At 64.4% G+C, this 25,322-nt stretch carries 20 protein-coding genes, 1 other RNA gene and 2 pseudogenes; 9 read left to right on the top strand and 14 right to left on the bottom strand.

Features of this window, described 5'->3' with window-relative positions; translation table 11 throughout:
• Window positions 1-93 precede the first annotated feature (93 nt).
• The 5 genes from H9K75_RS16250 to H9K75_RS16230 all read right to left on the bottom strand — a co-directional run bounded on the left by H9K75_RS16250 (window position 94) and on the right by H9K75_RS16230 (window position 5,116).
• Entirely contained in the window at window positions 94-1,842 is a 1,749-nt protein-coding gene (locus H9K75_RS16250) for an STAS domain-containing protein (protein ID WP_187723404.1), read from the bottom strand.
• A gap of 68 nt (window positions 1,843-1,910) precedes the next feature.
• Window positions 1,911-2,402: an RNA polymerase-binding protein DksA gene (gene dksA / locus H9K75_RS16245; RefSeq protein WP_187723403.1), complete on the bottom strand. Its 492-nt coding sequence runs from the start codon at window positions 2,400-2,402 to the stop codon at window positions 1,911-1,913.
• Window positions 2,403-2,796: 394 nt separating this feature from the next.
• On the bottom strand, window positions 2,797-3,894 hold the full coding sequence (locus H9K75_RS16240) for a CobW family GTP-binding protein (RefSeq protein ID WP_187723402.1): 1,098 nt from the start codon (window positions 3,892-3,894) through the stop codon (window positions 2,797-2,799).
• Between the two features lie 138 nt (window positions 3,895-4,032).
• Complete coding sequence (locus H9K75_RS16235) at window positions 4,033-4,494, bottom strand: methyltransferase family protein (RefSeq protein WP_187723401.1); 462 nt, start codon at window positions 4,492-4,494, stop codon at window positions 4,033-4,035.
• Between the two features lie 37 nt (window positions 4,495-4,531).
• Window positions 4,532-5,116, bottom strand: a complete 585-nt coding sequence (locus H9K75_RS16230) for a TetR/AcrR family transcriptional regulator (protein ID WP_187723400.1) — start codon at window positions 5,114-5,116, stop codon at window positions 4,532-4,534.
• Window positions 5,117-5,183: 67 nt separating this feature from the next.
• Here H9K75_RS16230 and fabF point away from each other — a divergent pair, with 67 nt between their 5' ends.
• Window positions 5,184-6,458, top strand: coding sequence for a beta-ketoacyl-ACP synthase II (fabF, locus tag H9K75_RS16225; protein WP_187723399.1), 1,275 nt, complete (start codon window positions 5,184-5,186; stop codon window positions 6,456-6,458).
• 9 nt (window positions 6,459-6,467) lie between these two features.
• On the opposite strand, the pseudogene H9K75_RS16220 reads toward fabF, so the two are convergent.
• The 3 genes and pseudogenes from H9K75_RS16220 to dapF all read right to left on the bottom strand — a co-directional run bounded on the left by H9K75_RS16220 (window position 6,468) and on the right by dapF (window position 9,097).
• Window positions 6,468-7,492 (bottom strand): annotated as a pseudogene (locus H9K75_RS16220) (tyrosine-type recombinase/integrase).
• A gap of 13 nt (window positions 7,493-7,505) precedes the next feature.
• Complete coding sequence (locus H9K75_RS16215; protein ID WP_187723398.1) at window positions 7,506-8,210, bottom strand: DUF484 family protein; 705 nt, start codon at window positions 8,208-8,210, stop codon at window positions 7,506-7,508.
• Window positions 8,207-9,097 (bottom strand): diaminopimelate epimerase, encoded by an 891-nt coding sequence (dapF, locus tag H9K75_RS16210; RefSeq protein WP_187723397.1) that lies wholly within the window; start codon window positions 9,095-9,097, stop codon window positions 8,207-8,209. Before dapF ends, H9K75_RS16215 begins: the two co-directional genes overlap by 4 nt.
• 127 nt (window positions 9,098-9,224) lie before the next feature.
• Here dapF and H9K75_RS16205 point away from each other — a divergent pair, with 127 nt between their 5' ends.
• The 4 genes from H9K75_RS16205 to H9K75_RS16190 all read left to right on the top strand — a co-directional run bounded on the left by H9K75_RS16205 (window position 9,225) and on the right by H9K75_RS16190 (window position 14,356).
• A complete protein-coding gene (locus H9K75_RS16205; protein WP_187726073.1) occupies window positions 9,225-10,910 on the top strand; it encodes an MBL fold metallo-hydrolase in 1,686 nt (561 codons plus the stop codon).
• 56 nt (window positions 10,911-10,966) lie between these two features.
• Window positions 10,967-11,731, top strand: coding sequence for an RNA pseudouridine synthase (locus H9K75_RS16200; RefSeq protein ID WP_226858268.1), 765 nt, complete (start codon window positions 10,967-10,969; stop codon window positions 11,729-11,731).
• A 121-nt stretch (window positions 11,732-11,852) separates the two neighbouring features.
• The gene (locus H9K75_RS16195; RefSeq protein WP_187723396.1) at window positions 11,853-13,124 is read left to right on the top strand and encodes a YjgN family protein; all 1,272 of its coding nucleotides are present in this window, start codon (window positions 11,853-11,855) and stop codon (window positions 13,122-13,124) included.
• Window positions 13,124-14,356 carry a M48 family metallopeptidase gene (locus H9K75_RS16190; protein WP_187723395.1) on the top strand — a complete coding sequence of 411 codons (1,233 nt, stop codon included), beginning with the start codon at window positions 13,124-13,126 and terminating at the stop codon, window positions 14,354-14,356. The genes H9K75_RS16195 and H9K75_RS16190 overlap by 1 nt, the downstream gene beginning before the upstream one ends.
• A 71-nt stretch (window positions 14,357-14,427) precedes the next feature.
• Here the strand turns inward: H9K75_RS16190 and rnpB are convergent.
• Both rnpB and H9K75_RS16180 read right to left on the bottom strand, forming a co-directional pair.
• Window positions 14,428-14,747, bottom strand: an RNA gene (gene rnpB, locus H9K75_RS16185) — RNase P RNA component class A.
• A gap of 49 nt (window positions 14,748-14,796) precedes the next feature.
• Window positions 14,797-14,961: a hypothetical protein gene (locus H9K75_RS16180; RefSeq protein ID WP_187723394.1), complete on the bottom strand. Its 165-nt coding sequence runs from the start codon at window positions 14,959-14,961 to the stop codon at window positions 14,797-14,799.
• 273 nt (window positions 14,962-15,234) lie between these two features.
• Between H9K75_RS16180 and cysK the strand changes: the two are divergent.
• From cysK to H9K75_RS16165, 3 genes and pseudogenes are all read left to right on the top strand, one after another.
• Window positions 15,235-16,151 (top strand): annotated as a pseudogene (gene cysK / locus H9K75_RS16175) (cysteine synthase A).
• Window positions 16,152-16,272: 121 nt separating this feature from the next.
• Window positions 16,273-17,757, top strand: a complete 1,485-nt coding sequence (cls, locus tag H9K75_RS16170; protein WP_226858267.1) for a cardiolipin synthase — start codon at window positions 16,273-16,275, stop codon at window positions 17,755-17,757.
• An 85-nt stretch (window positions 17,758-17,842) separates the two neighbouring features.
• Window positions 17,843-19,618, top strand: a complete 1,776-nt coding sequence (locus H9K75_RS16165) for an NAD(P)/FAD-dependent oxidoreductase (RefSeq protein WP_187723393.1) — start codon at window positions 17,843-17,845, stop codon at window positions 19,616-19,618.
• Here the strand turns inward: H9K75_RS16165 and H9K75_RS16160 are convergent.
• From H9K75_RS16160 to H9K75_RS16145, 4 genes are all read right to left on the bottom strand, one after another.
• Window positions 19,564-21,141 (bottom strand): class I adenylate-forming enzyme family protein, encoded by a 1,578-nt coding sequence (locus H9K75_RS16160; RefSeq protein WP_187723392.1) that lies wholly within the window; start codon window positions 21,139-21,141, stop codon window positions 19,564-19,566. The genes H9K75_RS16165 and H9K75_RS16160 overlap by 55 nt on opposite strands.
• A 23-nt stretch (window positions 21,142-21,164) precedes the next feature.
• Window positions 21,165-22,145, bottom strand: a complete 981-nt coding sequence (locus H9K75_RS16155; protein WP_187723391.1) for an NAD(P)H-dependent flavin oxidoreductase — start codon at window positions 22,143-22,145, stop codon at window positions 21,165-21,167.
• An 18-nt stretch (window positions 22,146-22,163) separates the two neighbouring features.
• On the bottom strand, window positions 22,164-23,177 hold the full coding sequence (locus H9K75_RS16150) for a Bug family tripartite tricarboxylate transporter substrate binding protein (protein ID WP_187723390.1): 1,014 nt from the start codon (window positions 23,175-23,177) through the stop codon (window positions 22,164-22,166).
• Between the two features lie 74 nt (window positions 23,178-23,251).
• Complete coding sequence (locus tag H9K75_RS16145; RefSeq protein WP_187723389.1) at window positions 23,252-24,484, bottom strand: CaiB/BaiF CoA transferase family protein; 1,233 nt, start codon at window positions 24,482-24,484, stop codon at window positions 23,252-23,254.
• A 315-nt stretch (window positions 24,485-24,799) separates the two neighbouring features.
• On the opposite strand from H9K75_RS16145, the gene H9K75_RS16140 reads away from it, so the two are divergent.
• The gene (locus H9K75_RS16140) at window positions 24,800-25,297 is read left to right on the top strand and encodes a queuosine precursor transporter (protein WP_187726070.1); all 498 of its coding nucleotides are present in this window, start codon (window positions 24,800-24,802) and stop codon (window positions 25,295-25,297) included.
• The last annotated feature ends 25 nt before the right edge of the window (window positions 25,298-25,322 follow it).

The following is a 25,322-nucleotide window of genomic DNA, read 5'->3' as shown; positions in this document are numbered from 1 at the left end:
CGCGCGGGGGAAATCAAGATGCGTGCGAGAATTTCCCGCACGACGACACGCCCATGAAAAAGCGCGCCCGAAGCGCGCTGTTTGGAGCAGCCCCTAGTTCCGCCGCGGGATGACCCAGGCGTGCTCGCCCACGCCAATGACGTTGAAGAACACCGCGACCAGGCGATGCAGATTGACGAATTGCACGGCTCTGCCCTTGGCCTGCTGTTCGGCGGCCCAGTTGAGTACCGAGCCTGCTGCCGGAAAGTCCATGCGGATGAGCCGGTCGCAGGGAATCTGCAGCGGTGCATCGTCCCTTGCCATTGATTCGAATGGCTCAAGCAGCGGAACCGCATCGCCATCGATGTAGCCGGACAGACCCGGTGCCCGCGCAGGCTCGGGCTTGTGAGCGGGCATGGGGATTTGCGAGGGATTGCCGAGTTCGCGCTCGCGCTGTGCGTCCTGGCGCGCCTGCTCGACGACCGCATTGAGCGCGCTGTCGTCGCCCTGGAACTTGCCCTTGGTCGGAGCCCAGGACGGTGGCGAGACTTCATAGGTCACGCAATAGTCGAGCGCCACCAGCTCGAACTCGTCGGGCAAGCCCATGAGGCGCAGCAGCGCCATGCGCAGACGCCACCATTGCTCATCGACGCTGCGGTCGCCCGAGGGCGTTCTGGATTCCATCAGGGCGTTCAGGGCGGCAACACCCACGAACTTGACATCCACGGGCGAATCGGCCCATTGCAGGAACATGTCTGCAAGCCCGCCGAGGGCCAGCGGATCGATGTCCGTGGTGCGCGACCAATTGAGCGTCCAGGGCGGCGCGGGCTTGCGGGAAATGGATGCCTGCAATGCCGCGAGCGACTGCGGGGTGATCGTCGGTGGCGCGTTCCAGTTGAATTCACGCTGATTCGCGGCCGCGCCGGCGCTGTCGGCCGGAGCCATGCCGAGCTGCTCGGGCAGCGAAAACCACATCGGCGCGGACCGGCCGAAACGTCCGGCGTAGTCGATCGCCAGCTTGTCGAAGCGTTCCTGCAATCCCGTTGCGCGATACAGGTCGAACAAGGTCATCCAGATCTCGATCTGATCCTTGGGATCATCCTGCGCGTGCCGTGCGAGCACTTCCAGCAGGCCAGATTCAGCGCCCGCGTAATCGCCATTGGCGAAACGAATGGCGGCTTCTTCCAGGTCGGGTTCGTGCACAAATTTCTCCAATTCCTCATGAGCGACGACGGCATCCATCCCGAGGGTGGGTACGTCGAACTGCGGGCCCAAACCGTCCAATGACATCGGCATGGTCGGATCCATAGCTACCGACATTGTCGCAGGTTGGGTGTGAGGAAATTCAGAAAACGTTACCGTCAGCGGGGCGGTCGGTGCAAATTCGAGAGGCACTTCGGCGGTCACCTGCGGATCGTGCGACAGCGGTGGCGGCACGACACGCGGCACGGGGCGCTCGCCGGGAGCCCCGCCCGGCTTGGCGCGCCACCACTGCTGGGACATCTGGGCCTCGATCTCGTCGATCTTCTTGAGCGTGACTGCGCGCCCATCCTGCGAAAGGTTCGTGCCATTCGCCTGCGGCAGCATCGTGCTCTGTGCGAAGGACGTGCGACCCGCCGCGTCCTCCAGTTTCTGGCCCTGCACAAGCTCCCGGCGGCGCAGCTTGCGCAATTGATCGAACTCACGACGGCGCACAAAATCATTGCGCCGCTTGCGCTCAATCATTTCCTTGAGCATCTGCTTGCTGTACTGGCCTTCCTTGTCTTCTTCAGGCGTGGCCAGTTCCGACCATTGCACGGTCGGGTTGCGCACAAAACGCACAACCTTGGACAGCAGTCCGCGGGAAGAGTCTTCCTTGCTCATGACCAATGGATGCGGAAACCCGCCTCATCCGGGCGAGAACGCGCAGGATGCGGAAGGCGGGGCATCGATCAATCTCCGTACATCTTTTGCTTCAATTCGCGGCGCTGCTGGGCTTCCAGCGACAGCGTGGCCGTGGGGCGTGCAATCAGGCGACCGACGCCGATAGGCTCGCCGGTCTCGTCGCAATAGCCATAGTCACCGGAATCGATGCGCGCGATGGACTGCTCGATCTTCTTGAGCAGCTTGCGCTCGCGGTCACGCGTGCGCAGTTCCAGTGCATGCTCTTCCTCGATCGTCGCGCGATCCGCCGGATCGGGCACCACGACCGTGTCTTCACGCAAATGCTCGGTGGTTTCGCCGGCATTGTTGTGCATGTCTTGCTTGATTTGCGTCAGCTTATGACGGAAGAACGCCAATTGCTTGTCGTTCATGTATTCGCTCTCGGGCATGGAGAGCACTTCCGCGTCGGTCAATTCTTCCCCTGACTTGCTTTTCCAGTTATTGGCCAGCTTGGGGTCTTTCTTCGCGGCAGCCGCAGTGTTTTGGATTGTCGTGGGCATGGTGTCAGTAAAGCTGGCGTGTGGGGCCACCGCGGCCCCTCTGTGCCGATGATGGTACGTTCGAATGCAGGATTCGGGAAGGGGCCAGGAATTCCAGCACGGCTTCCGTGGCACTTGTGTGCCGGGTTGCCGATGCATGGGCGCTGATCCGCCGGAGCAGCATTGTGCCCTGCTCCGTGCCAGATCCCTGCCATGTGGCTTTCACCACGCAAACGCTGGGTGCGGCGCTCACTTTTCCATCTCCTCGCAATACGGGCGGAGCCGGAATGTCGATCAATCAACTATCCCGGCTTTTTCGGGGCGCGATTGTAGCGGCCTAATTAGTCATTCGGGAGAAAGTGGCACACAACACACGCCAACCTTCCGCACGACATCTGCTGGCCGCCATATCAGCTTACACAAGACACTGTTCCAGACCCTGCACCAGAATGTCCTTGGGCAGGTCGATACCGATGAACACCATCTTGCTGACTCGCTGCTCATCGGCCGCCCACTCGGGACCCAGATCGCTGCCCATCAATTGATGCACGCCCTGGAAAATCACCTTGCGCTCCGTTCCCCTCATATTTAACACGCCCTTGTAGCGCAGCATGCGCGGGCCATAAATGTTCACAATGGCCCCGAGGAAATCTTCGAGTTTTACAGGATCGAACGCCCGGTCGGAGCGGAACACGAAGCTCTTCACATCGTCGTCATAGTGATGATGGTGCGGATGATCGCAATGCTCGCCGTGTTCATGCGCATGTTCGCCGTGGCCGCAATGCTCGTCGTGCACATGGTCCTTGTCGTGGGACTCATGTCCATGGGCGTGGTCATGGCCATGGCCGTGCGAATCTTCCTTGAGGAAATCCGGATCGATGTCCAGCTTGGAGTTCAGGTTGAAGCCGCGCAGGTCGAGCACTTCCTTGAGCGCCACATCGCCAAAGTGCACGGCGCGGATCGGCGCGCGCGGGTTCATGTGCTTGAGGCGATGGATCAGCGCCTCCTTCTCCGCGTCGCTCACCAGATCCGTCTTGGAGAGAAAAATCTGGTCGGCAAAGCCCACCTGACGACGCGCTTCCTGGCGATCATCGAGCTGCTGGTTGGCGTGCTTGGCGTCCACCAGCGTGATGATGGAGTCGAGCAGATAGGTCTCGGCGATCTCGTCGTCCATGAAAAAGGTCTGCGCCACCGGCCCCGGATCGGCCAGGCCGGTGGTCTCGATCACGATGCGGTCGAACTCCACCAGGCCCTGGCGACGCTTGGCGGCCAGCAGTTGCAGCGTCTCGCGCAGATCTTCGCGAATCGTGCAGCAGATGCAGCCATTGCTCATCTGCACGATCTGCTCCTTGGATTCGGTCCTGAGGATGTCGGTGTCGATGTTCTCTTCGCCGAACTCGTTTTCGATGACCGCGATCTTCTGGCCGTGCGCCTCGGTCAGCACGCGCTTGAGCAGCGTGGTTTTTCCCGCGCCCAGAAAGCCGGTCAGGATGGTTGCAGGGATCAGGGACATGATGCAGTTCACTTTCAGCAAAAGGAGATGGCGCGCCAACGAGCATGTATCGTTCGCGCCATGTCAACGGATGGGGGTGGGCCACCAGTTTGGGCCGCCAGGCAATCGATTCAAGTGTAGCGAGCCCCGAAGGCCCTACTAAATCCAGCGGCGTACGCGCTGCCGATACTGCGCATAGGCCGCGCCAAACTTCTGGTGCAGGATGCGTTCTTCGGGAATGATCTGGAAACGCGTGATGTAGGCCACGAACAGCACCGGCCCAACCCACGCCGCCATGTTTGCGAGCCAGATCGCCCACGCCAGCAAGAGTCCGAGCATGCCGAGATACATGGGATTGCGCGTCAGGCGGTAGATGCCGTCGCTGACGATGCGGGTGGTGCGATCAGGCGAAAGCGGGTTCACCGTGGTGCGGTGGCGGTGAAATGCCCACAGCGCGGACAGATCGATGGCAATGCCGACCAGCGCGAACCCACCCGCAAGCCACGGGCACAGAGCGTGACTCCACGCCGCCGAAGGGATTGCTACTGCCAGGCCGTACATCAACGCCGCCGTGGCGAGGCCGATGATGGGAGGCGGAATCCTGAGATCCAGAGCTGACATGGCGAAGGTCCTTTCAGAATGGCGGTGTCGGGATGGCTCAGACTGCTGCCAGCCGTTGTCGAAGCGTAGCGAGAATTTCTTCCGACAGCGCCGGGTTTGCCGCCGCCGTTGCACGCGCCAGCACCATCGCGCCCACCATGCTCGCCAACATGTGTATCGTGTCGGCCCGTTCGGTCGCGCCCGCCGCGTGCGAGCCGTTGCTGGCCGCTTGAGCAAAGCGCTGGATGTTGCGCTCGATGCCTTCTGCAAAGACTTCAGACATTGGCGGTCCCGCCCGGGCCGCGTCCATCGCCAGCGCCGCTACGGGACATCCGTCGCCCGGGTTGTCGCGGTGACGCGTTGAAAGATAGTCATGCACCAGCGCTTGCAATCTCGCGTCGGCATTCGCTCCTTGCTCCGCATCCTGCGAAGTGATCTTCCAGTCAAACGCGCGAATGCACGCCTCGCGCGCGAGCGCATCCTTCGAATCGAAATGACGGTACAGGCCGCCGTGGGTCAACCCGGCCTCCTGCGTGATTTCAGCTACGCCCACGCCATGCAGACCCTTTTCGCGATAGAGGCGCGCGGCCGCTTCGACAATGCCTGAGCGGTTTTTCGCGGACTGGATTCTGCTGACTTTCATTTTTTGATGATATTCGTCATCTAAATTATTTTATGATTATGACAATCATCAATAACGAGGTCACAAGATGCGCAAGCGAATTGTCATTACCGGAATGGGATTGGTATCGCCTCTGGGTTGCGATGTGGAATTGGCCTGGCAACGCCTGCTTGCGGGGGAATCCGGCGTGTCCGCCCTGCCCGCCGGAATCGGCGACGGCACGGGCGTCGCAATCGCCGCGCGCGTGCGCGACATCGACGAAGATCCTCTCGGGGGTTGGGACGCGAATGCGGTGGTGTCCGCCAAGGAACTGCGCCGCATGGATCGTTTCATCGCCCTCGCGCTGGGCGCCGCCGGGCAGGCCATTGCTCAGGCCCGATGGACGCCCGGGACGCTCGCTGATCAGCGGCGAACCGCAACGGTGATCGGATCGGGCGTGGGCGGCTTCACCACGGTCTCCGAGGCCGTGCGGACCACCGACGCCAAGGGGCCGCAGCGCTTGTCGCCATTCACGGTTCCGGCGTTTCTGGTGAATCTCGCGGCCGGTCACGTCTCGATCCGGCATGGTTTCAAGGGACCCATCGGCGCGCCGGTCACGGCCTGTGCCGCCAGCGTTCAGGCGCTCGGGGACGCGGCGCGGCTCATTCAGAGCGGCGAAGCCGACATCGCGATCTGTGGTGGCAGCGAGGCGACGATAGACCGTGTGAGCATCGGCAGCTTTGCGGCAGCGAACGCACTGTCCACCCACTTCAACGACGAGCCCACCAGGGCATCCCGCCCCTTCGATGCGGCACGCGACGGCTTTGTGATGGGAGAAGGCGCGGGCATGCTGGTGCTTGAGTCGCTGGAACACGCGCAGGCGCGCGGCGCGCAACCGTTGGCGGAAGTGCTGGGCTATGGAACGTCGGCGGACGCGCACCACATCACCTCGGGGCCCGAGGACGGCTCGGGCGCCGCCGAAGCCATGCGCATCGCACTCGCGCAGGCCGGCATTGCGCCACAGGCCGTGCAGTACGTCGCGGCACATGCCACGTCGACGCAGGTCGGTGATCGAGGCGAACTCGCGGCCATTCGGCAGATTTTCGGAACGAGCGGCAGCGGCCCGGCCATCAGCGCACCGAAATCCGCCGTGGGTCACATGCTGGGCGCCGCAGGTGCCGTGGCGACCATCTTCACCGTCCTCGCATTGCGGGACCAGATCGCGCCGCCGATCCTGAATCTGGAGCATCCCGATGCCCTGGCCGACGGCCTCGATCTCGTGGCCCTGCGCGCCAGGCCACTGGCCATCCAGCATGCCTTGCTCAATGGGTTCGGCTTCGGCGGCGTGAACGCATCACTGGTGCTCGGGCGCTACGTGGCTTGAGCGACCGGGTCAATCCTCGCTCTTGCGCTTGGCACGCGGATGCGCCGCGTCGTAGACCTGCGCAAGGTGCTGGTAGTCCAGCCGCGTGTAGACCTGGGTGGTGGTGATGTTGGCGTGTCCCAGCAGTTCCTGCACCGCGCGCAGATCGCCGCTCGACTGCAGCAGATGGCTTGCGAACGAATGGCGCAGCATGTGGGGATGAACGGGCGTGGTGAGTCCCGCGATCTGGCTGCGTTCGCGCAGGCGCAGCCACACGGATTGCGCAGTCAGGCGCGCGCCGCGTCGCCCCACGAACAGCGCGGCGTCAAGGCGCGGCGACTGGCCGCCGCCAAACGGCTGGGCACGCACGTCGAGCCAGGCCCGCACCGCCGCGACCGCAGGCGCGCCCATGGGAACGCTGCGGCGCTTGGAGCCCTTGCCGAACACATGCGCTTCGCCCGCCTGCATGTCGAGCCAGCCGCGCCCCTCGTCGTGCGCTGCGGTGGTGGCAATCACGTCCAGTCCCACCAGTTCACCGACGCGCAGGCCGCAGCCGTAGAGCAGCTCGACCATGGCCGCGTCGCGCGCCTCCAGCCACGGGTCGGCGCTGGATTGCTCGAACTCTGCAAGGCGCACCGCATCGTCCACGCCAAGCGCCTTGGGCAGCGGCTTGGGCGACTTGGGGCGCGCACGTCCTGCACCGGGTTGTGCGGGACGAGCCCCTGCTGCGCGGCCCAGGTGAAGAAGCCACGCCAGCCCGAAAGAATCAGCGCAATGCCGCGCCCCGAGCGCCCCGCGCCATGCATCTGGACGACGAAGCGGCGAATGTGCGCGTTCTGCAGCGCGAGCATCGGCAGGCCGACATCCGCCGCGAACTGCGCAAGTCTTTGGAGATCGAGCGTGTACAGCGTGTGGGTTCGCGCGGCAAGGCGCTTTTGCACGCGCACGAATTCGAGATAGCGAAGCGCCTCGGGCGGCAGGACCGCCTGCTCCAACGCCGCATCGCCACGCACCGCAGACGGCTGCTTCGCACGTGCAGAGGTCTGGCGAGCCATCGGCTGGGAGAAATCAGCGCAGACGGGACAGCGCCGAACTCGCCAGCTCGGCCATGCGTGTCAGCAGGTCGGTGCCCATGGCCGCGTCGAAACGCGAGGCGTCCTGCGACCCCAGCACCAGCAGGCCGAACGCGGGCTCGGTGCTGTCGATGTTGCCGTCACGCAGCGGCAGCAGTGCGAGCGACTGCACCTGGCCGGCCTCCGGCAGCCATTGCGTGGGCTCGAACCCCATGTTCGCGCCACAGAACGGGCTGGTCAGCGACGAAGCGAATGCGCGCGCGTCGTCGCTGACGCCCTGCGCAAACGTCTCCCCGCCATAGACCGCGCTCACGCCCCAGACGCGCAGGGCGACCTGGGGCACGTCGAACAGCTCGCGCATGCCTTCTTCAACGGCATCGGGCAGGCGAATCGGCTCCTTCACCGCGAGCATGCGGCGTGCCCACTCGTGCGTTCTGTCGCTGATGGAGGTGTTCTCGCCGCTGTGGCGCACCATCTCCATGACGCGCTGTTCCAGGCCCTTGATCTTCTCGCGCAGCATCTCGGCCTGGCGCTCGTGCAGGCTCACGGCACGGTGGCCATGGGGACTTGTAATGGTGACGCTGGCAAGCACTTCGGCGTGGCGTTCGAAGAAATCCGGTGTGTTCACCAGAAATTCGGCGATGTCGTCTTCGGTGATCGGTGGCACGTTGGAACTCGTGGGGATGGAGGTAGTCGTCATAGCTTGTCTGGAATTTCAATCTGACCTTCGAACACGGTGGTGGCCGGCCCGGTCATGAATACGGAATCTCGCGGGTCGCCGGACCACGCAATCGTGAGTCGGCCGCCCAGGGTGTGGACGTCGACCCGCAGGTCGAGCAGGCCGAGATGGATGCCGGCAACCACGGCCGCGCATGCGCCCGTGCCGCAGGCCAGCGTTTCGCCGACGCCGCGCTCGAACACCCGCAGCTTGATCTCGTCGCGGCTGACGATCTGCATGAAGCCGGCGTTCACGCGCTCGGGAAAGCGCTCATGGATTTCGATCAGTCGCCCGAGTTCGTTGACGGGTGCATTGCCCACGTCGTCCACCAACTGCACGGCATGCGGATTGCCCATGGAGACCACGGTCAGCAGCACGCTGCCGTGCGAACCGGCCGGATAGTCCACCGGCACCTGCCAGCGCCTGGCATCCGTCGGGCCCTTCAGGGCGTGCAGGTTCTCGGCATTGAACGGAATCTCGTCGGGCTCGAAACGCGGTCGGCCCATGTCCACGGTGACGCGGCCATCGGGCATGAGTTGGGGCGTGATCACGCCCTTCATGGTCTGCACGCGGATCGTGTCCTTGCGGGTCAGACCCTTGTCGTGCACAAAGCGCGCAAAGCAGCGCGCGCCGTTGCCGCACTGTTCGACCTCGCCGCCGTCCGCGTTATGGATCAGGTATTCGAAATCGACCTCGGGCGATGGCGCCGCGCGCACGGTCAGTATCTGGTCGGCGCCGATGCCGAAATGGCGATCAGCGATGAACCGGTACTGTTCGGCAGTCAGGCCATGGCGGTGGGAGGTCTCGTCAAGCACGACGAAATCGTTTCCCGCGCCTTGCATCTTGGTGAAGCGGATCTGCTTGGGCATATCCCGCAATTATCCGTCCCCACGCCGGTCTGCGCACAACCCGGCCCGTAATAAGCTGTAGCCGGTGGCGCGCGCACGCGTCGCATGCGTGCCAGCAGAAGTTGGCATGGATGCACATAATGCGTTCATGCCCCGCCCGAACCAACAACTCCATGCCCATCGCGAGCCCGTCAAGACGCGCCCTGCCGCCACCGTGCTGCTGATGCGCGACGCGCCGACCGACAACGGCGGCACCGTGCTCGAGGTGCTGATGACCCGTCGCTCGCCCACCGCGAGCTTTCTGCCGGGAGCCTACGTGTTTCCCGGCGGCGGAATCGATGCCGCCGACGCCAGCCCCGAATCCCACGCTCAGACCGACCACCGGCCCACGCAAACCGCCGAGCGCGTGACCGAGGCCGTGGCCGGGATCCGCGAGACCTTCGAGGAACTGGGCATTCTGCTGGCGCGACATGCCGACGACGGGCGCTTTGCCGATGCCGCCGACATTGCCGCGATCGACCGCCATCAGCCCTTTGTGGCCCAATGCGCCGCGCGCGGCCTGCGACTGGCGGGTGACGACATGCACCTGCTCGCGCACTGGACGGCCGACCGCACCTCGCCCAAGCGCTTTTCGGTGCCGTTTCTGGTGCGGCGCATGCCCGAGGGGCAGGAGCCGGTGGCCGATGAGACCGAACAGTTCGAGCCGGTCTGGGTGCGCCCGGCGAATGCGCTCGCGCAGCACGCGGAAGGCAAGTTCTTCATGATCTTTCCCACCATCCGCACGCTGGAACACCTGAACCAGTATGCGACGGTGCAGGCCTTGATGGACGCGGTCTCCAGGGACGAAGAGCCGCTGTGGAACTGCTGCCCGAGAAGCGGGCTGCTCAAGGGTCGCGAGACGCGCTTCATGGACCATGAACACTCGTTCGGCGAGCTGGCCCTGGTCACGCCGGACGGCCAGATCCTGCATCCGCTCGATTGGCAGAGCGAACGCGCCGTGCCGCTGTTGAAGAACGTGCAGCGCCTGACCGCGCCGAATCCGGGCGTGATGACCGGCCCGGGCACGAACAGTTATCTGGTGGGCGATCCCTCGACCGGCTACATCGCCATCGATCCCGGTCCCGCCGACCCCGAGCATCTGGAGAAGCTCTGGCGTGCCGCGGGCGGGGACATCCGCCAGATCGTCTGCACCCACTCGCACCCCGACCACTCGCCGGGCGCGAGGCCGCTGCAGGAACGGGTGGAGCAATACGGCAAGCCGAAACCGCCGATCCTCGGTGTGGCGTCGCGCCCCACCGCGCAGGCCCACAGCCAGTTCACGCCCGACCGCGAACTGGCCGATGGTGAACAGGTACAGCTCAGGGGCCCTTCGCCCGATGGGGAAGTCACGCACACCCTACAGGCCATCCACACGCCGGGCCACGCCGCCAATCACGTCTGCCTGATGCTGCGCGAGGATGGCCTGCTGTTCTCGGGCGACCACATCCTCAATGGCAGCACGACCGTGGTCAGCCCGCCCGATGGCAACATGGACGACTATCTGAACAGCCTCGCCAAGCTCGATGCGGCCTGCGTCGAATGCAATGCCGAATTCATCGCGCCCGCACATGGCTACGTGATCGAGAAGCCGCGTGAGGCGATTGCCAAGCTCACCGCCCACCGCCTCGCTCGCGAGGCCAAGGTGCTCAAGGCCATGCAGCAACTGCCCGGCGGCGATCTCGACGACTGGGTCAAGATCGCCTATGACGACGTGCCCGAGCGCATGTGGCCCGTGGCGCAGCGCTCGCTCCAGGCCCACGTGGATCGCATCCGCAGCATGGAGCCTGGGAACTAGGGCCGGCGCATTCGATGATGGGGATAATCGCGCATTGCTGACCCTGAGTGTCGGCGATGAAGGTTGGAATGTCGGACAAGCAGCAAGCAGCAAGCGGCGATAGCGCGCCGCAGGAATCGGAAGGGCAACGCCTGTCCAAACGGGTGATGCAGCTCAAGGGCTGCTCGCGCAGCGTGGCCGAGCAGTATGTGGAGGGCGGCTGGGTCAGCGTCGATGGCGAGGTGCAGGAAGAGCCCGGACTGCGTGTGCGCGACGAGCAGCGCGTGCTGATTGCTGCCGATGCAAGCCTGCTGGAGCTTGCGCCCGTCACCTTGCTGCTGCATCAGCCTGCGGGATGCAGGGATCCGTGGGAGCTGCTGGACCTGCACACCCACAGCGCCACCGATCCACAGGCCGGCCGCATGCGGGTGCTGCGTCGGCATTTCAAGCATTTACAGGATTGCGCGCCGCTGCAACATCGGCTGGCGAGCGGGCTCTCGGTATTCACGCAGGATCGCAACATCGCACGCCGCCTGGTGGAAGACGCGGCCACGCTCGAGCATGAATGCATCGTCGAAGTCAGTGGCGATGTGGCTGGTGCCGATCTGGCGTCGCTGCGCGGCGGCGCTGCCACCACCCTGCCTCCCGCCAAGGTCAGCCGTCAAAGTGAAAATCACCTGCGGTTTGCGCTGGCTGGCACGGCCGTGAATGCCATCGCCGCGCTGTGCGCTTCGGTGGGCCTCAAGATGGTGGGCATGCGCCGCATCCGCATTGGCCGCGTGCCGCTGTCCAAGCTGCCCGAGGGCGAATGGCGGTATCTCGGGCGCGGCGAACGTTTTTGAACAAATGCAAGGCATTCTCCGCAACGCTGTCGCAAATTGCCAGCAAATGTAATCAAAATTTGATAAAACTTGGGCCTTAGTCCCTATACTCATTGAAACCATTCATGAGAGGGAGACGGGTATGGATGCCAGCAGTCAGCGCGACCTCCGGCTGGAGCGTGAGCGCGGTTCCGCGCCCGACAAAATCAGGGCGCATCCGTTGCGCTTCACGGGCCGTGGCAGTGAATACTTTCGCGTCTGGATCGTCAACGTGCTACTGTCGATCGTCACCCTCGGCTTCTACACGCCGTTCGCACGGCGGCGCACGGCCCAATACTTCTACGGCCACTCGATGCTTGCGGGCAGCGCGCTCGAATTCACCGCCCAACAGCGCCGCATGGTGTTCGGTTTTCTGGTGGTGTTTCTGCTCAGCATCGCCTACCAGCTTGCGCTGCGCACCGGGCAGGACACCGCCGTGGCGTTGTTCCTGCTGTGCGGCGCCGCGCTCGCTCCGTTCATCTGGGCGAGTGCCATGCGCTTTCGGCTCTCCAACACGCGCTGGCGCGGCCTGCGCCTGATGTTCACCGCCAACTGGAAGGAAATCTACAAGGCGAGCTGGCCGGTGTTCGCACTCGCGCTGGTATGGATCGGCATCTTCTACGGCGTCGACTTTCTCGTCACGGGCGGCACGGCCGATGTGACGGAGGGCCAAACCGCGCATCCGGAGTTTCCCAGGATCGAAGCTGCCACCGGTTGGAGCATCGTGGGCATCTTCCTGCTGGGCATGTTTCTGTCTGTGCTGTGCATCATCCGCATCGAATACAACTACCGCAGCCTGCTGGTGCTGCGCACCCGCATCGGCAACGAAATCAGCCGCTGGAAGCCGGTCTACATGGATTTCGTGAAGATCTGGGTTGGCACCGTGCTGGTGTTTGCGCTCTCGCTCGTGGTGGTACTGGCGCTGATCTCTGCGGTCGCCGGTGGCGCGTACCTGCTCGGCCATGGCCTGGGTGACAGATCGGGCATCATGTTTTTCGTGGTGGTCATCCTGGGCGTGGTGCTGATGCTGTTCCTGCTTCTTCTGGCCAGCGGCCCGGCGCGCGCCTACCGTGAATCGCGCATGTTCCATCTCATCTGGAACAACACCGGCATCAGCACCATCGCGCGCTTCAAGTGCACGCTGTCCACGCGCAGGTTCGTGATGCTGCGCTTGAAGAACATGCTGCTGACCATCCTCACGATCGGTTTCTACCGTCCGTTTGCGCGCGTTGCCGAATACCAGATGAAATTCGAATCGGTCACGCTGTACGTGAAGGGCAGCGTCGAGCAGCTCGCCGGTCGGCTCGAACAAGGCCAGAAGGAAGGCTTTGGAGACGCGCTGGCAGATGCGGCCGGACTGGATCTGATCGGCTGATGTTGTCGACCCGCAGCAGCCCACCACCGAACGCCACGACAGCGTTGATCCGCGCGAACTGGTTCGACGGACAAAGCAGCCAGCCGCGCAAGGTGCTCGTGAGTCTTTCGCCGTCTCTCCAGGGCGGGCCCGACCTGCTCGTGCATCCGCTGCAATCGCCGGGCGACAAGCCGCGCCGCTATGCGCACCGCTCCATCGAGTGGCCCGAAGCATGGAGTACGCGGCGCCCACAGGAAACGCTGATCATCGACCTCAAGGACGGCGGCAGCCTCGAGATCCTGGAGGCTGGGAAATGGCAGGACGCCCTCGCGGCTGCCGACTTCCGACCCGGCATCGCGCAGCGCATGCAAACCCGCTGGCCGATGTTCGTCGGCGTGTTTGTCGTCGCCGCCATCGGCATGGTGGCGTTCTACAAATACGGTACGCCCTGGGCCGCCGCGCAGCTCACGCGATGGGTGCCATTGAGCTGGGAGTCGGCCCTGTCCTCCGAGGCCATGGCGCAAATGGACGAGGGCATGCTCAAGCCCAGCAAGCTATCCAAGGAACGCCAGCAACAATTGCGTGACCAATTCGACTCGCTGCTTGCAAAGACGCCCGCTTCACTCAAGCGCTACCACGGCTACGAGCCCCGATACACGCTGCAATTCAGGCGCGGCATGGGCGCGAACGCCTTCGCGCTGCCTGGCGGCACCATCGTGGTCACCGACGGCCTGGTGGACACGGCACGCAGCCAGCAGATTGGCGACGACGCCATCATCGGCGTGCTCGCCCATGAAATCGGCCACGTCGCGCACCGCCACACCACGCGCATGGTGGTCGAGCAAGGCGTGCTGCAGACCGGACTCGGCCTCGCGCTCGGCGATGTGTCGGCCCTGATCTCCACGGGCAGCACCTTGCTCACGGGCCTGGCCTACCAGCGCAACCACGAGCGCGAAGCCGATTGCTTCGCCATTGCGTTGCTCAAAAACGCGGAGATTTCGACCGTGCCCATGGGCGAGTTGCTGCTCGCCATGGCCGCGCGGCGCGGCAAGGACGGCGAAGAGAAAGACAAGGACAGGAAGGACACGACGGCCACCGCGCCGCATGCTCCGGCATCGAGCGCATCGAACCCGGACGGGGCCGCGAACCGCGAGGCCCAGACGCCCGAAGCGAGGCTGACATCGAGAAGGAAGAAGCCATGTTCTCCCTGCTCAGCACGCACCCTGAAACCGTCGCGCGCGCAAGAGAACTGAAGGCCGGAATTTCACCGCACTGCGCTGCGACGCCGTGAAATGACCCGCAGCCGCAGTCCGGAACAAAAAAAGTGTGAAGCCCGCCGATAAGCCGGATTCTGTGCATTGCGGTTGCCCGCAACGTGACCGCCATTAATCTGGGCCGGGTGTCGCCACCACGGCTCGATGCTACCTACCCGCCAGCTCTGCGGAACCACATCAACGCTGGCCTACTTGGTATTGCTGCGCGTAGAGATTGCCCGTTTCACCCGAACTGAATCGGCTCGTCTCTGTTGCTCTGATCCTCACCTCACGGTGGGCAGCCGTTAGCTGCTACGCTGTCCTTTGCAGTCCGGACGTTCCTCCAGTGCGGCCTTTCGGCACATGCACCAGCGGCGGTCTGGCGTGCTTCACGGACGTGATTATCGCGTGTCTCGCGCCGGTCCGTCTGGCGGCATGCATCAACCCGCCGAGGCACGCAGGTTGTAGAGGATCAGCAGCAGCAGCCCGATCACGCCCGCGAACATGCAGGCGATGGCCGCCCCGTGCTCGCGCCACGCGTAACCACCGACCAGCAGGAACAGGGCCAGGCTGCCGGCCAGCAGGTTGAAATCGAACAGGTTCATGCGCAACACTCCCTGCAACCCGGCCGTCGGTTCGGTCGTTCGCAGCTACATGAATTGAAGATTCAAAATTGTTACCCTTGTTGCGCAATTTAATCCGGCGCAGGTCAATACATCCGAAAAAGCCCCATATCTGCGGGTGCATATCCTTATCGCTGAAAGTCGGAACAACTAGGCCACAATGGCTTGTAGAAGTCCGGGCTTTCGCCTCTGGATTCACTCGGTCACCCATCCAAACCCTGTTCACACTACCCCTACCGGCTGGAGACTTCCTTCATGAAATTCGACAACATCCTGCAGACCATCGGCAACACGCCCGTGGTCAAGATCAATCGCCTGTTCGGCGCGAGCGCCAACGTCTGGGTCAAGGCCGAACGCGGCAATCCCGGCGGCTCGATCAAGGACCGCATCGCACTGGCCATGGTCGAGGATGCCGAGAAGCGCGGCACGCTCAAGCCCGGCGGCACGATCATCGAGCCGACCTCCGGCAACACGGGCATCGGGCTGGCGCTGGTGGCGGCCGTCAAGGGCTACAGGATCATTCTGGTGATGCCGGAGAGCATGTCCATCGAACGCCGCCGCCTGATGCTGGCCTATGGCGCCAGCTTCGACCTGACGCCCAAGGAAAAGGGCATGAAGGGAGCCATCGCGCGCGCGCAGGAACTGGTCGAATCGACACCCGGCGCCTGGATACCGCAGCAGTTCGAGAACCCTGCCAACGTCGAGGTCCATGTACGCACGACGGCCCAGGAAATCCTCGCCGATTTCCCCGACGGCCTGGATGCGCTGATCACCGGCGTGGGCACGGGGGGTCACCTGACCGGCGTGGCGCGCGTGCTCAAGGAGCAGTTCCCGAACGTCAAGGTGTTTGCGGTCGAGCCCGTGGCATCGCCCGTGATCTCCGGCGGCCAGCCCGCACCCCACCCGATTCAGGGCATTGGCGCGGGGTTCATCCCGGGAATCTCGATACCTCACTGCTCGATGGCGTGATCCAGGTCGATGCCGAACCCGCCCGCGAATACGCACGCCGCTCGGCGACGGAGGAAGGCATGCTGGTCGGCATCTCGTCGGGCGCCACGCTCGCCGCCATCGCGCAAAAACTGCCCGAACTGCCACCTGGCGCACGCGTGCTGGGTTTCAACTACGACACGGGCGAGCGCTATCTGTCGGTGGATGGTTTCCTGCCGGCCTGACCATCGCGCCCGCTCGAGACTCTCAGCGCCGACACGGCAACGTGTCGGCGCTTTTTTGCGCTCGTGAACGGTTCGGAGAACTCGGTTAGGATCAAAAAAACATCATCCTTCACAACGCATCGTGCCAAGCAATATCGATCACGCACTGAGTCTTGCCTGGGCCGCATCGCTCTTCATTGCCCATTTGCTGGTGGCGCTGCGCGCGCTCACCCGGCCCAACCGCACGCCGGCCTCGCGCCTTGCGTGGATCGCCGTGATCATGCTGGTTCCGATCGTGGGCATGTTCGGCTACTTTCTGCTCGGCGAGACCAGCATCGGCCATGCGCGCATCGCGCGCCTGCGAAAGACCGAGGCAAACATGGGTCGGCCGCCCGACGTGGACTTTCGCCCGCAGGCCGCCGATCCCAAGGCCGCCTCGCTGTTCGATCTGGCGCATTCGATCAACGGATTTCACGTCACGGACGGCAATCGCATCACCTTGCTTGGCGACCCCGACGCGCCGGTGACCGAGCCCCGGCGCAATTCGCTCGCCGCCATTGACACACTGGTCGGAGACATCGAGCAGGCACGCGAGAGCGTACACATCGCCGTCTACATCTGGCTCGAAGACGACGTCGGGTGCCGTCTCGCGTCCGCCGTTGCAACTGCCGCGCGGCGCGGCGTGCAGTGCCGCGTGATGGTGGATTCACTAGGCTCGCGCGCGTTCGTGGACAGCCCCACGTGGAAGCAGATGCAGGCCGCAGGGGTGCGCCTGCACTCCACGCTCAACGACATCTCGCGCCTGCGTCACATGGCGTTCAGCCGCGTCGATCTGCGCGACCACCGCAAGATCGTCGTGATCGACAACCGCATCAGCTACTGCGGCAGCCAGAATTTCGCGTCGCCGGACTTTCGGGTCAAGCCCCGCTTCGCGCCGTGGATCGACCTGTTGACGCGCTGCGAAGGCCCGATTGCAAGGCAGACGCAGTACCTGTTCCTGAGCGGCTGGATTCCCGAGGATGGCGAGGAAGATCTCGAGCATCTGCCCGCGCGCTTGCCGATCGAGCGCTTCGAGCCCGGCTGCGTGGCGCAGGTCTTCGAGACCGGGCCAACGTCCAAGGGCAATTCGATGTCGGACATGTTCGTGGCCTGCATGTACGCGGCGCGCAAGGAACTGGTGATCACCACGCCCTACTTCGTGCCCGACGAATCGATTCTGCGCGCGCTCTGCGCCGCACCGCGGCGCGGCGTCAAGACCACGATCATCTTTCCGGCGCGCAATGATTCGTGGCTGGTCGACGCCGCGTGCCACAGCACCTATCTGGATCTGCTGCAAAGTGGCGTGAGCGTGCAGGAATTTCCGCTCGGCCTGCTGCACACCAAGTCGATGACGATAGACGGCGAGATTGCGCTCGTGGGTTCCGCCAACATCGACCGCCGCAGCCTGGAGCTGAACTACGAAAACAACCTGCTGATCGCCGACCGCCAGACGGTGGCCGCGATCCGGCAAAGACAGGCGGACTATCTCGCCGTGTGCCAACCCGTGGCGCTCGACGCCGCCAAGGCATGGCCGTTTCATCGGCGCCTTGGCCAGAACATCGTCGGCATGATGTCGCCCGTGCTCTGACCGGGCAGGGATGCGCCGCGCGCTCGGCTATCATCACGTCCCCCATCCACAAGCTCCGCCCGATCACCACGGGCCAGTCCACACGATGATCCGCATCTCGGAAATCAAGCTGCCGCTGTCGGCGCTTCCCGCCGGCGAATTCGACGCCGACTCCCACCCCGACGCCGCGTTGCGCGCGCAGATCGCGCAAACGCTGGGCATCGATGACCACGCCATCACCGCACTGCACGTGCACAAGCGCAGCTTCGATGCGCGCAAGGTCGATCTGATGGCGGTCTACATCGTCGACGTGACGCTCGCGGACGAAGCAATCGAAACCGCGCTGCTCGCGAAGAACGAGAACAATCCCCACCTCAACGCCACGCCCGACATGTCGTGGAAGCCGGTCGGGCGCGCGCCCGCCGATCTGCGGGAGCGACCGGTCGTGATCGGTTTCGGGCCGTGCGGCATCTTCGCGGCGCTGGTGCTCGCGCAGATGGGTTTCAGGCCCATCGTGCTCGAACGTGGCCGCGAGGTGCGCGAGCGCACCAGGGACACCTGGGGACTGTGGCGCAAGCGCGTGCTGACTCCGGAATCGAACGTGCAGTTCGGCGAAGGCGGCGCAGGCACGTTCTCGGACGGCAAGCTCTACAGCCAGATCAAGGACCCGCGCCATCTGGGCCGTAAGGTGATGGAGGAATTCGTGCGGGCCGGCGCGCCTGCCGAAATCCTGTACACCGCGCATCCGCACATCGGCACCTTCAAGCTCGTGAAGGTGGTCGAGACGCTGCGTGAGCAGATCATCGCGCTCGGTGGCGAGGTGCGGTTCGAACAACGCGTGAGCGATGTGCAGGTGCAGACGAACGCCGCGGGCGAGCGCAATGTCACCGGCCTGACGGTGGTCGATCTCGCGTCCGGTGCGGAACATTTCCTGGCCGCCACGCAGATCGTCATGGCGCTTGGTCACAGCTCGCGCGACACGTTTGCCATGCTCTACGAACGCGGCGTGGCGATGGAGGCCAAGCCGTTCTCGATTGGCGTGCGCATCGAGCATCCGCAAAGCGTGATCGACCGCGCGCGCTGGGGCAAGCATGCCGGCCATCCGCTGCTCGGCGCTGCCGACTACAAGCTGGTGCACCACGCGAGCAATGGCCGCGCGGTGTATTCGTTCTGCATGTGCCCGGGCGGAACCGTGGTGGCCGCGACGAGCGAGCCCGGGCGCGTGGTGACCAATGGCATGAGCCAATACTCGCGTGCCGAACGCAATGCCAATGCCGGCATGGTGGTGGCCGTGAACGAGCAGGATTTCTCGCGCGATCCCGCCGAATTCATCCGCTATCTGGGCAAGACCTACGGCGTTGAAAACCTGCCCACAGGCCAGACCCACCCGCTCGCGGGCATCGTGCTGCAGCGCCAACTGGAATCGACTGCCTACGTGGTCGGCGGCAGCGACTACAGCGCGCCGGGTCAGCTCGTCGGCGACTTTCTCGCGCGGCGCGATTCGGCGACGTTCGGCTCGGTTCAGCCCTCGTACAAGCCGGGTGTGCACCTGAGCAGCATCGACAGGATCCTGCCCGCGTTCGCCACCGAAGCGATGCGCGAGGCGCTGCCCGCATTTGGCCGAAAGATCCGTGGCTACGACATGGCTGACGCGCTGATGACGGGTGTGGAAACGCGCACCTCGGCGCCGCTGCGCATGGGACGCAAGAAAAACTTCCAGAGCCTGAACACGCGCGGCCTCTATCCGGCAGGCGAAGGTGCGGGCTACGCAGGCGGCATTCTGTCGGCGGGAGTGGACGGCATCAAGGTCGGTGAGGGCGTGGCGCGTCAGATCCTGGGCCTGGGCGATGACGATGACGACGCTGGCGGCAACGACGCATAGCCATCGCGCAGCTCGCGCTTGAGCACCTTGCCGATGGCGCTGCGTGGCAGTTCGTTCACCAGAATCAGATCGGCGAGGCGCTGGGTTTTTCCGGCGCGCTGATTGAACCAGTCCTTGAGTTCATTCGCGGTTTCCGGCGTGCCGCGCCGCTGCACGACGAATGCGACAGGTGTCTCGCCCCATTGCTCGGAAGCGACTCCCACCACGGCGACGTCCTCGACGGCGGGGTGCGCGCGCAGTTGCGCTTCGAGGTCGCTCGGATAGATGTTGAAGCCGCCGCTGATGATCATGTCCTTGCGGCGGTCAAGCAGCGTGAGAAAACCGTCCTCATCGAAACGCCCGACGTCGCCCGTGCGGATGAAGCGCTTGCCCTCGCGATCAAACCATTCGGCCTCGCGCGTCTTTTCGGGATGGCCGTGATAGCCCTTCATCATGCCCGTGGAGTGGCCCACGACTTCGCCGATCTCGCCGGCCGCGACCTCGTTGCCCGATTCGTCGATCAGCCGGACATCGCTGTTGGCTGCGGGTCGGCCCACCGTGTGCAGCTTGTCGGAGTGCAGGTGCGCATCGAGAATGCAGGTGCCGCCGCCCTCGGTCATGCCGTAGTACTCGATGAGCCTGCCGGGCCAGCGCGCGAGCACGTCGGCCTTGAGTTCGGCGCGAAACGGCGCGCTGGTGCTGAACTTGTATTGAAACGACGAGAGATCGTGCGCGTCGAAATCCGCGAGCGCCATGATGCGCTGGTACTGCACCGGCACGAGGATCGCATGCGTGACGCGATGCTGCTCGGCGAGTTTCAGATAGCGCGCCGCATCGAACTTCCGCATGAGCAGCACCGAACCGCCATAGGCGAGCGAGGGCACGAAGATCACCAGTGTGGTGTTGGAATACAGCGGGGTTGCCAGCAAGGTGACCGACTGCGGCCCGTAATCATTGGCCGCCCCGCGCTGGATGTGCGCCCAGCGCATGGCATGCGATTGCACGATGCCCTTGGGCGTGCCGGTGGTGCCCGACGAATAGATGATGTTGAATGCATCGTCCGGCGTCACGTCCACCGGCTGCGGCACGCTGCCCGGCTCGGCGAGCCAGGGCTCGAACGTCTTGCCCGGAGCAACGCCGTCGAGCGACACGCAGGGCAGGCTCGAATCGAGCGCAGACACGTCGGCGGCCGCATCGGCAAACCACAGGCTCGCCCCGCAGTCACGCAGCATCGATGCCAGCGTCTCGCTCGTCGACGAGGGTGCCAGCGGTGCGACGGCCGCGCCCGCGCGCAGCACGCCGAGAAACACCGCCGCATGGCGCGCGGAGTTCAATCCGCAGATGGCCACCACGTCGCCGTGGCGTATGCCGTCGCGCTGTAGCGATGCGGCAATGCGGTCCACCAGCGCATCGAGCTGCGCGTAGCTCAGTGACTGCGTCTCGTCCTGCAAGGCCGGGTTGTCGGGCTGCGCCCGTGCGTGCTCGCGCACGAGATCAGATACGGTGCGAAAACGCGCTGCGGCAATCGGGTTGGGAGATGTCATGACTCTGGAAAACGCCTCGCTATTCAGGGCGCGGCGGCCAGTCCGGCCAACCGCTTTTCGATGATGGCATGGGCCTCGCCCATGATGCTGTCGATGAGCTGCTTCACTGTGGGCACGTCGTGGATCAGCCCGACCACCATGCCGCACGACCAGACGCCGCTTTGCATGTCGCCCTGCTGCATGATGCGCGGATAGGCACCCGCAAGCTCCGCAGCGATGTCCTCGAAGCGGATGCCCGCCCCGAGTTCGCGCTCCTTGCGCAGGACCTCGTCGGTGGCGGCGTTCGCGAACACGCGCTCGGTATTGCGCAGCGGCCGCATGATGATGCGCGTGTCGAGTTCGCTGGCTCCGACGATGGCCTGCTTCACGTTGTCGTGGATCGGGGCCTCCTTCGTCGCCATGAAGCGCGTGCCCATGTTCATGCCGTCCGCGCCGAGCGCGAGCGCCGCCACAAGCGAGCGCCCGTCCGCCATGCCGCCCGATGCGACGAAGGGAATCGTCAGTTCCTCTGCGGCGCGTGGCAGCAGGATGAAGTTGGGCACGTCATCCTCGCCGGGATGGCCGCCACACTCGAAACCATCGACGCTGATGGCATCGCAGCCGATGGACTCGGCCTTGAGCGCGTGGCGTACCGAGGTGCATTTGTGGATCACCTTGATCCCCGCATCCTTCATCATCGGCAACCATTTCTGCGGGTTGTTGCCAGCGGTCTCGACGATCTTCACGCCGCCGTCGATGATCGCGCGGATGTAGCCCGCATAGTCCGGTGGGTTCACCGCAGGCAGAAAGCTCAGGTTCACGCCGAAGGGCTTGTCCGTCATGTCCCTGCAACGCGCGATCTCGTTGGCCAGCCGTTCGGGCGTGCGCTGCGTGAGGCCGGTGATGATGCCAAGCGCGCCCGCATTGGACACGGCCGAGGCCAGCTCGGCCAGTCCCACGTAGTGCATGCCGCCCTGAATGACCGGATGCTCGATGCCAAAGAGTTCGGTGATGCGCGTCTTCATCATTCCTGCCTTTCCGCTTCAATCGAGCTTCGCGCCCGCGGTCTCCACCAGCGCCTTCCACACCGGCACGTCGCGCAGATAGCCTTCGCGGAATTGTTCCGGCGTGCTCATCATCGGCGCAAAGCCCGCACCCGTGATGCGCTCCTGCACCTTGGGATCCTTGGACACCTCGAGCAGGTGCGCATAAAGCTGCGTGATGATCTCCTTGGGCAGCCCTGCGGGTCCGCCCATCGCGATCCAGCCGACCAGCGAGAATGCATCGTCCTGCACGCCCTGCTCGTAGATCGTCGGCACGTCCGGCATCACCACCATGCGTTGGCGACCCGTCACGCCGATGGCCTTGATGCGTCCGGTGTCGGTGTGCGGCTTGACGTTCTGCGCGCTCAGGAAACCGAACTGGTACTGTCCGCTGATCAGTTCCTGAATCGCCTGACTCTCGCCCTTGTAGGCCGCGTGATTCATGTCCGAGTTCGTGATCTTGCTGATGTAGGCGCCCGCCAGATGCGCATACGACCCGACGCCGTAGGAGCCGTAGCTCAGCTTGGACGGATGCGCCTTTGCATACGCGAGCAGTTCCTTCATGTTCTTCACCGGCAGCGACGGATGAACCGCGAGCACGACCGGCGCGGTGCTGACCTGCGTGATCAGCGTGATGTCCTTGAGCGGGTTGTACGGCAGCTTGCTGAACAGAAACTGGTTGACCAGCATCGACGAGCTGAGCGACATCAGCAGGGTATGCCCGTCGGGCGCGGCCTTCGCCACGGCATCCGTGCCGACGATGCCCGAGGCACCGGGCCGGTTGTCAACGATCACCGGTTGCCCGACCCGCTTGGAAAGTCCTTCGCCGAACGCACGCGCCAGGATGTCCGTGGCACCGCCCGCGTTGTAGGGCACGATGAGCTTGATCGGCTTGCTCGGCCAGTGATCTTTGGCGGCCTGCGCGTGCGCGCCCGCCAACAGTTGGGAACCGGCGAGGGCCGCCGCGCCTTGAAGCAAGGTGCGGCGATGGATCATCTGCAGGGATTGGGTCATACGCTCGTCTCCTTCAGAATGCTGCTCAAGGCGGCAGCGACATCAAACCGGAACACGGGAACACTCGCAGCAGATCACTCGGGCAGCGTCAGCACGCCTTTGTCACGCAAGGCCGCAAGCTGTTCGTCGCTCAGCGCCAGCAGGTCGTGCAGCAACTCGCGCGTGCCCTCGCCGAGCGTCGGCGGCGCATGGCGGATCGGCAGGCGCTGGCCGTCCATGCGCACCGGCGGCGCGAACACCGGCGTGGTTCCGGCCAGCGGATGCGGCATGTCGCGCACCAGCCCGCTGCGCCGCGTGCGTTCGCTGGCAAGCGCCTCGTGCAAGCCAAGCACCTTGCCGCACGGAATGCCCGCGCGCGCCAGCCGGTCAAGCAGCACGTCGCGCTTGTGCGAGCGGATCAGCTCCCTGAGCATGGGCGTGAGCGCGAGGCGATTCTTCGCGCGATTCACATTGTTGGAAAAGCGCTCGTCCTCGACGATGTCGGGGCGCTCCAGCACCACGCGGCAGAACTTGTCGAACTGCGCGTTGTTGCCCACCGTGATGATGAGCGGTCCGTCGGCCGATTCGTACATGCCATACGGCACGATGGACGGATGCGCGTTGCCGTAGCGCTCCGGGTCATGCCCCAAATCCAGCGCGTCCAGTCCGTAGTAGCCCGTGATCATCACGCCGCAGTCATACAGCGCCATCTCGATGAGCCGCCCCCGGCCCGTGCGCTCGCGGCTGAACAGCGCGGCCAGCACGGCCTGCGCCGCCGTCATGCCGGTCATCAGATCGACCACGGCGACACCGAACTTGAGCGGCGGTTGCTCCTTCTCGCCATTGAGCGCCATGAGTCCCGCCTCGCCCTGAATGACGAGGTCGTATCCGGGGCGCCTCGCCTCGGGCCCGCTGCTGTCATATCCCGCGACCGCCACGTAGATCAGATCTGGCCGGATGGCCTTGAGCTGCTCATAGCCGAGCCCGAGCTTTTCGGCTCCGCCCGACTTGAAGTTGTGGATCACGACGTCGCACTTGGGCAGCAGATCGTGCACGATGCGGATCGCCTCGGGCGTCTGCAGATCCAGCGTGATCGAGCGCTTGTTGCGGTTCATGCTGTTGTAGTAGGTGGTCTCGGTCTTGCCGATGCGCCGACCCCAGTCGCGCGTGTCGTCGCCGCGCGCGGGATGCTCGACCTTGATGACCTCGGCCCCGTAGTCGGCCAGCACCTGGCCACACAGCGGTCCGGCAAAGACACGCGAGAGATCCAGCACGCGGACGCCCGAAAGCGGTAAATCGGTTTCTTGATCGGGAACGTTCGCAGCCATGGAAGCAGCCTCCTTGTCGAATATGCCCATTGTGTTTCTCGCGGCGCGGAACGGGCTATTGCAAAATGCTGAACCTCTGGTTTTCCCCAGCAGGAAATTCCACAATTGCGTTTAGAGCCTGCTCACACAAGCCCGGGGCATTGAATGTGCCGAGGTGCCAGATCGGCACCCCTGCCGCGCGCAGGGCTCCAGCCCGTGCGGGCCCCCAAAGCAACGGACAATATGCGCATGCTTCCGGACTCCTCCACCCTGCGCACCACGCCCGCAACCGAACCAGGGCAGGCACCCGCCTTCGCCCGACCAGGCGCGGGCCGCATGTTTGCGGGCATTGCCGCCATGGCGGTGGTGGTGCTGGCTTCCAACATTCTGGTGCAATACCCGATCAACGACTGGTTGACCTGGGGCGCGCTGTCCTATCCCGTGGCGTATCTGGTGAGTGACCTGATCAATCGCGGATATGGCCCCGAACCCGCGCGACGTGTGGCCTGGGCGGGGTTTGCCGTGGCCGTGGTGGCGTCACTGCTGCTGGCGCCGCCGCGCATTGCGCTGGCCTCGGGCACGGCCTTCATTCTTTCGCAGCTCTTCGACATCAGCGTGTTTCATCGGCTGCGCCGCGGCCACTGGTGGAAGGCACCGCTGATCGCCACCGTGCTCGCGGCGATTCTCGACACCTTTGTGTTTTGGAGCATCGCGTTCGCGGGCGGAAGCGATCCATGGGTCACGTGGGCACTCGGAGACCTCGGCGTCAAGCTCGCGGTCGGGCTGTGCCTGCTGCTGCCATTCCGGCTGCTGACCTGGCGCAGCGTGCATTGACAACGCGTTTCCCGCAGAGAGGGGA

This window comes from Diaphorobacter aerolatus, assembly GCF_014489535.1.
GTDB classification, from domain to species: domain Bacteria; phylum Pseudomonadota; class Gammaproteobacteria; order Burkholderiales; family Burkholderiaceae_C; genus Diaphorobacter_A; species Diaphorobacter_A aerolatus.
This window is presented reverse-complemented; position numbering and strand designations above follow the sequence as displayed.

Excerpts from the sequence above, each read along its gene's own strand:
- H9K75_RS16250 (WP_187723404.1), bottom strand. The coding sequence starts at position 1,842 with ATGAGCAAGGAAGACTCTTCCCGCGGACTGCTGTCCAAGGTTGTGCGT.
- dksA (WP_187723403.1), bottom strand. The coding sequence starts at position 2,402 with ATGCCCACGACAATCCAAAACACTGCGGCTGCCGCGAAGAAAGACCCC.
- H9K75_RS16240 (WP_187723402.1), bottom strand. The coding sequence starts at position 3,894 with ATGTCCCTGATCCCTGCAACCATCCTGACCGGCTTTCTGGGCGCGGGA.
- H9K75_RS16235 (WP_187723401.1), bottom strand. The coding sequence starts at position 4,494 with ATGTCAGCTCTGGATCTCAGGATTCCGCCTCCCATCATCGGCCTCGCC.
- H9K75_RS16230 (WP_187723400.1), bottom strand. The coding sequence starts at position 5,116 with ATGAAAGTCAGCAGAATCCAGTCCGCGAAAAACCGCTCAGGCATTGTC.
- fabF (WP_187723399.1), top strand. The coding sequence starts at position 5,184 with ATGCGCAAGCGAATTGTCATTACCGGAATGGGATTGGTATCGCCTCTG.
- H9K75_RS16215 (WP_187723398.1), bottom strand. The coding sequence starts at position 8,210 with ATGACGACTACCTCCATCCCCACGAGTTCCAACGTGCCACCGATCACC.
- dapF (WP_187723397.1), bottom strand. The coding sequence starts at position 9,097 with ATGCCCAAGCAGATCCGCTTCACCAAGATGCAAGGCGCGGGAAACGAT.
- H9K75_RS16205 (WP_187726073.1), top strand. The coding sequence starts at position 9,225 with ATGCCCCGCCCGAACCAACAACTCCATGCCCATCGCGAGCCCGTCAAG.
- H9K75_RS16200 (WP_226858268.1), top strand. The coding sequence starts at position 10,967 with ATGAAGGTTGGAATGTCGGACAAGCAGCAAGCAGCAAGCGGCGATAGC.
- H9K75_RS16195 (WP_187723396.1), top strand. The coding sequence starts at position 11,853 with ATGGATGCCAGCAGTCAGCGCGACCTCCGGCTGGAGCGTGAGCGCGGT.
- H9K75_RS16190 (WP_187723395.1), top strand. The coding sequence starts at position 13,124 with ATGTTGTCGACCCGCAGCAGCCCACCACCGAACGCCACGACAGCGTTG.
- H9K75_RS16180 (WP_187723394.1), bottom strand. The coding sequence starts at position 14,961 with ATGAACCTGTTCGATTTCAACCTGCTGGCCGGCAGCCTGGCCCTGTTC.
- H9K75_RS16165 (WP_187723393.1), top strand. The coding sequence starts at position 17,843 with ATGATCCGCATCTCGGAAATCAAGCTGCCGCTGTCGGCGCTTCCCGCC.
- H9K75_RS16160 (WP_187723392.1), bottom strand. The coding sequence starts at position 21,141 with ATGACATCTCCCAACCCGATTGCCGCAGCGCGTTTTCGCACCGTATCT.
- H9K75_RS16155 (WP_187723391.1), bottom strand. The coding sequence starts at position 22,145 with ATGAAGACGCGCATCACCGAACTCTTTGGCATCGAGCATCCGGTCATT.
- H9K75_RS16150 (WP_187723390.1), bottom strand. The coding sequence starts at position 23,177 with ATGACCCAATCCCTGCAGATGATCCATCGCCGCACCTTGCTTCAAGGC.
- H9K75_RS16145 (WP_187723389.1), bottom strand. The coding sequence starts at position 24,484 with ATGGCTGCGAACGTTCCCGATCAAGAAACCGATTTACCGCTTTCGGGC.
- H9K75_RS16140 (WP_187726070.1), top strand. The coding sequence starts at position 24,800 with ATGTTTGCGGGCATTGCCGCCATGGCGGTGGTGGTGCTGGCTTCCAAC.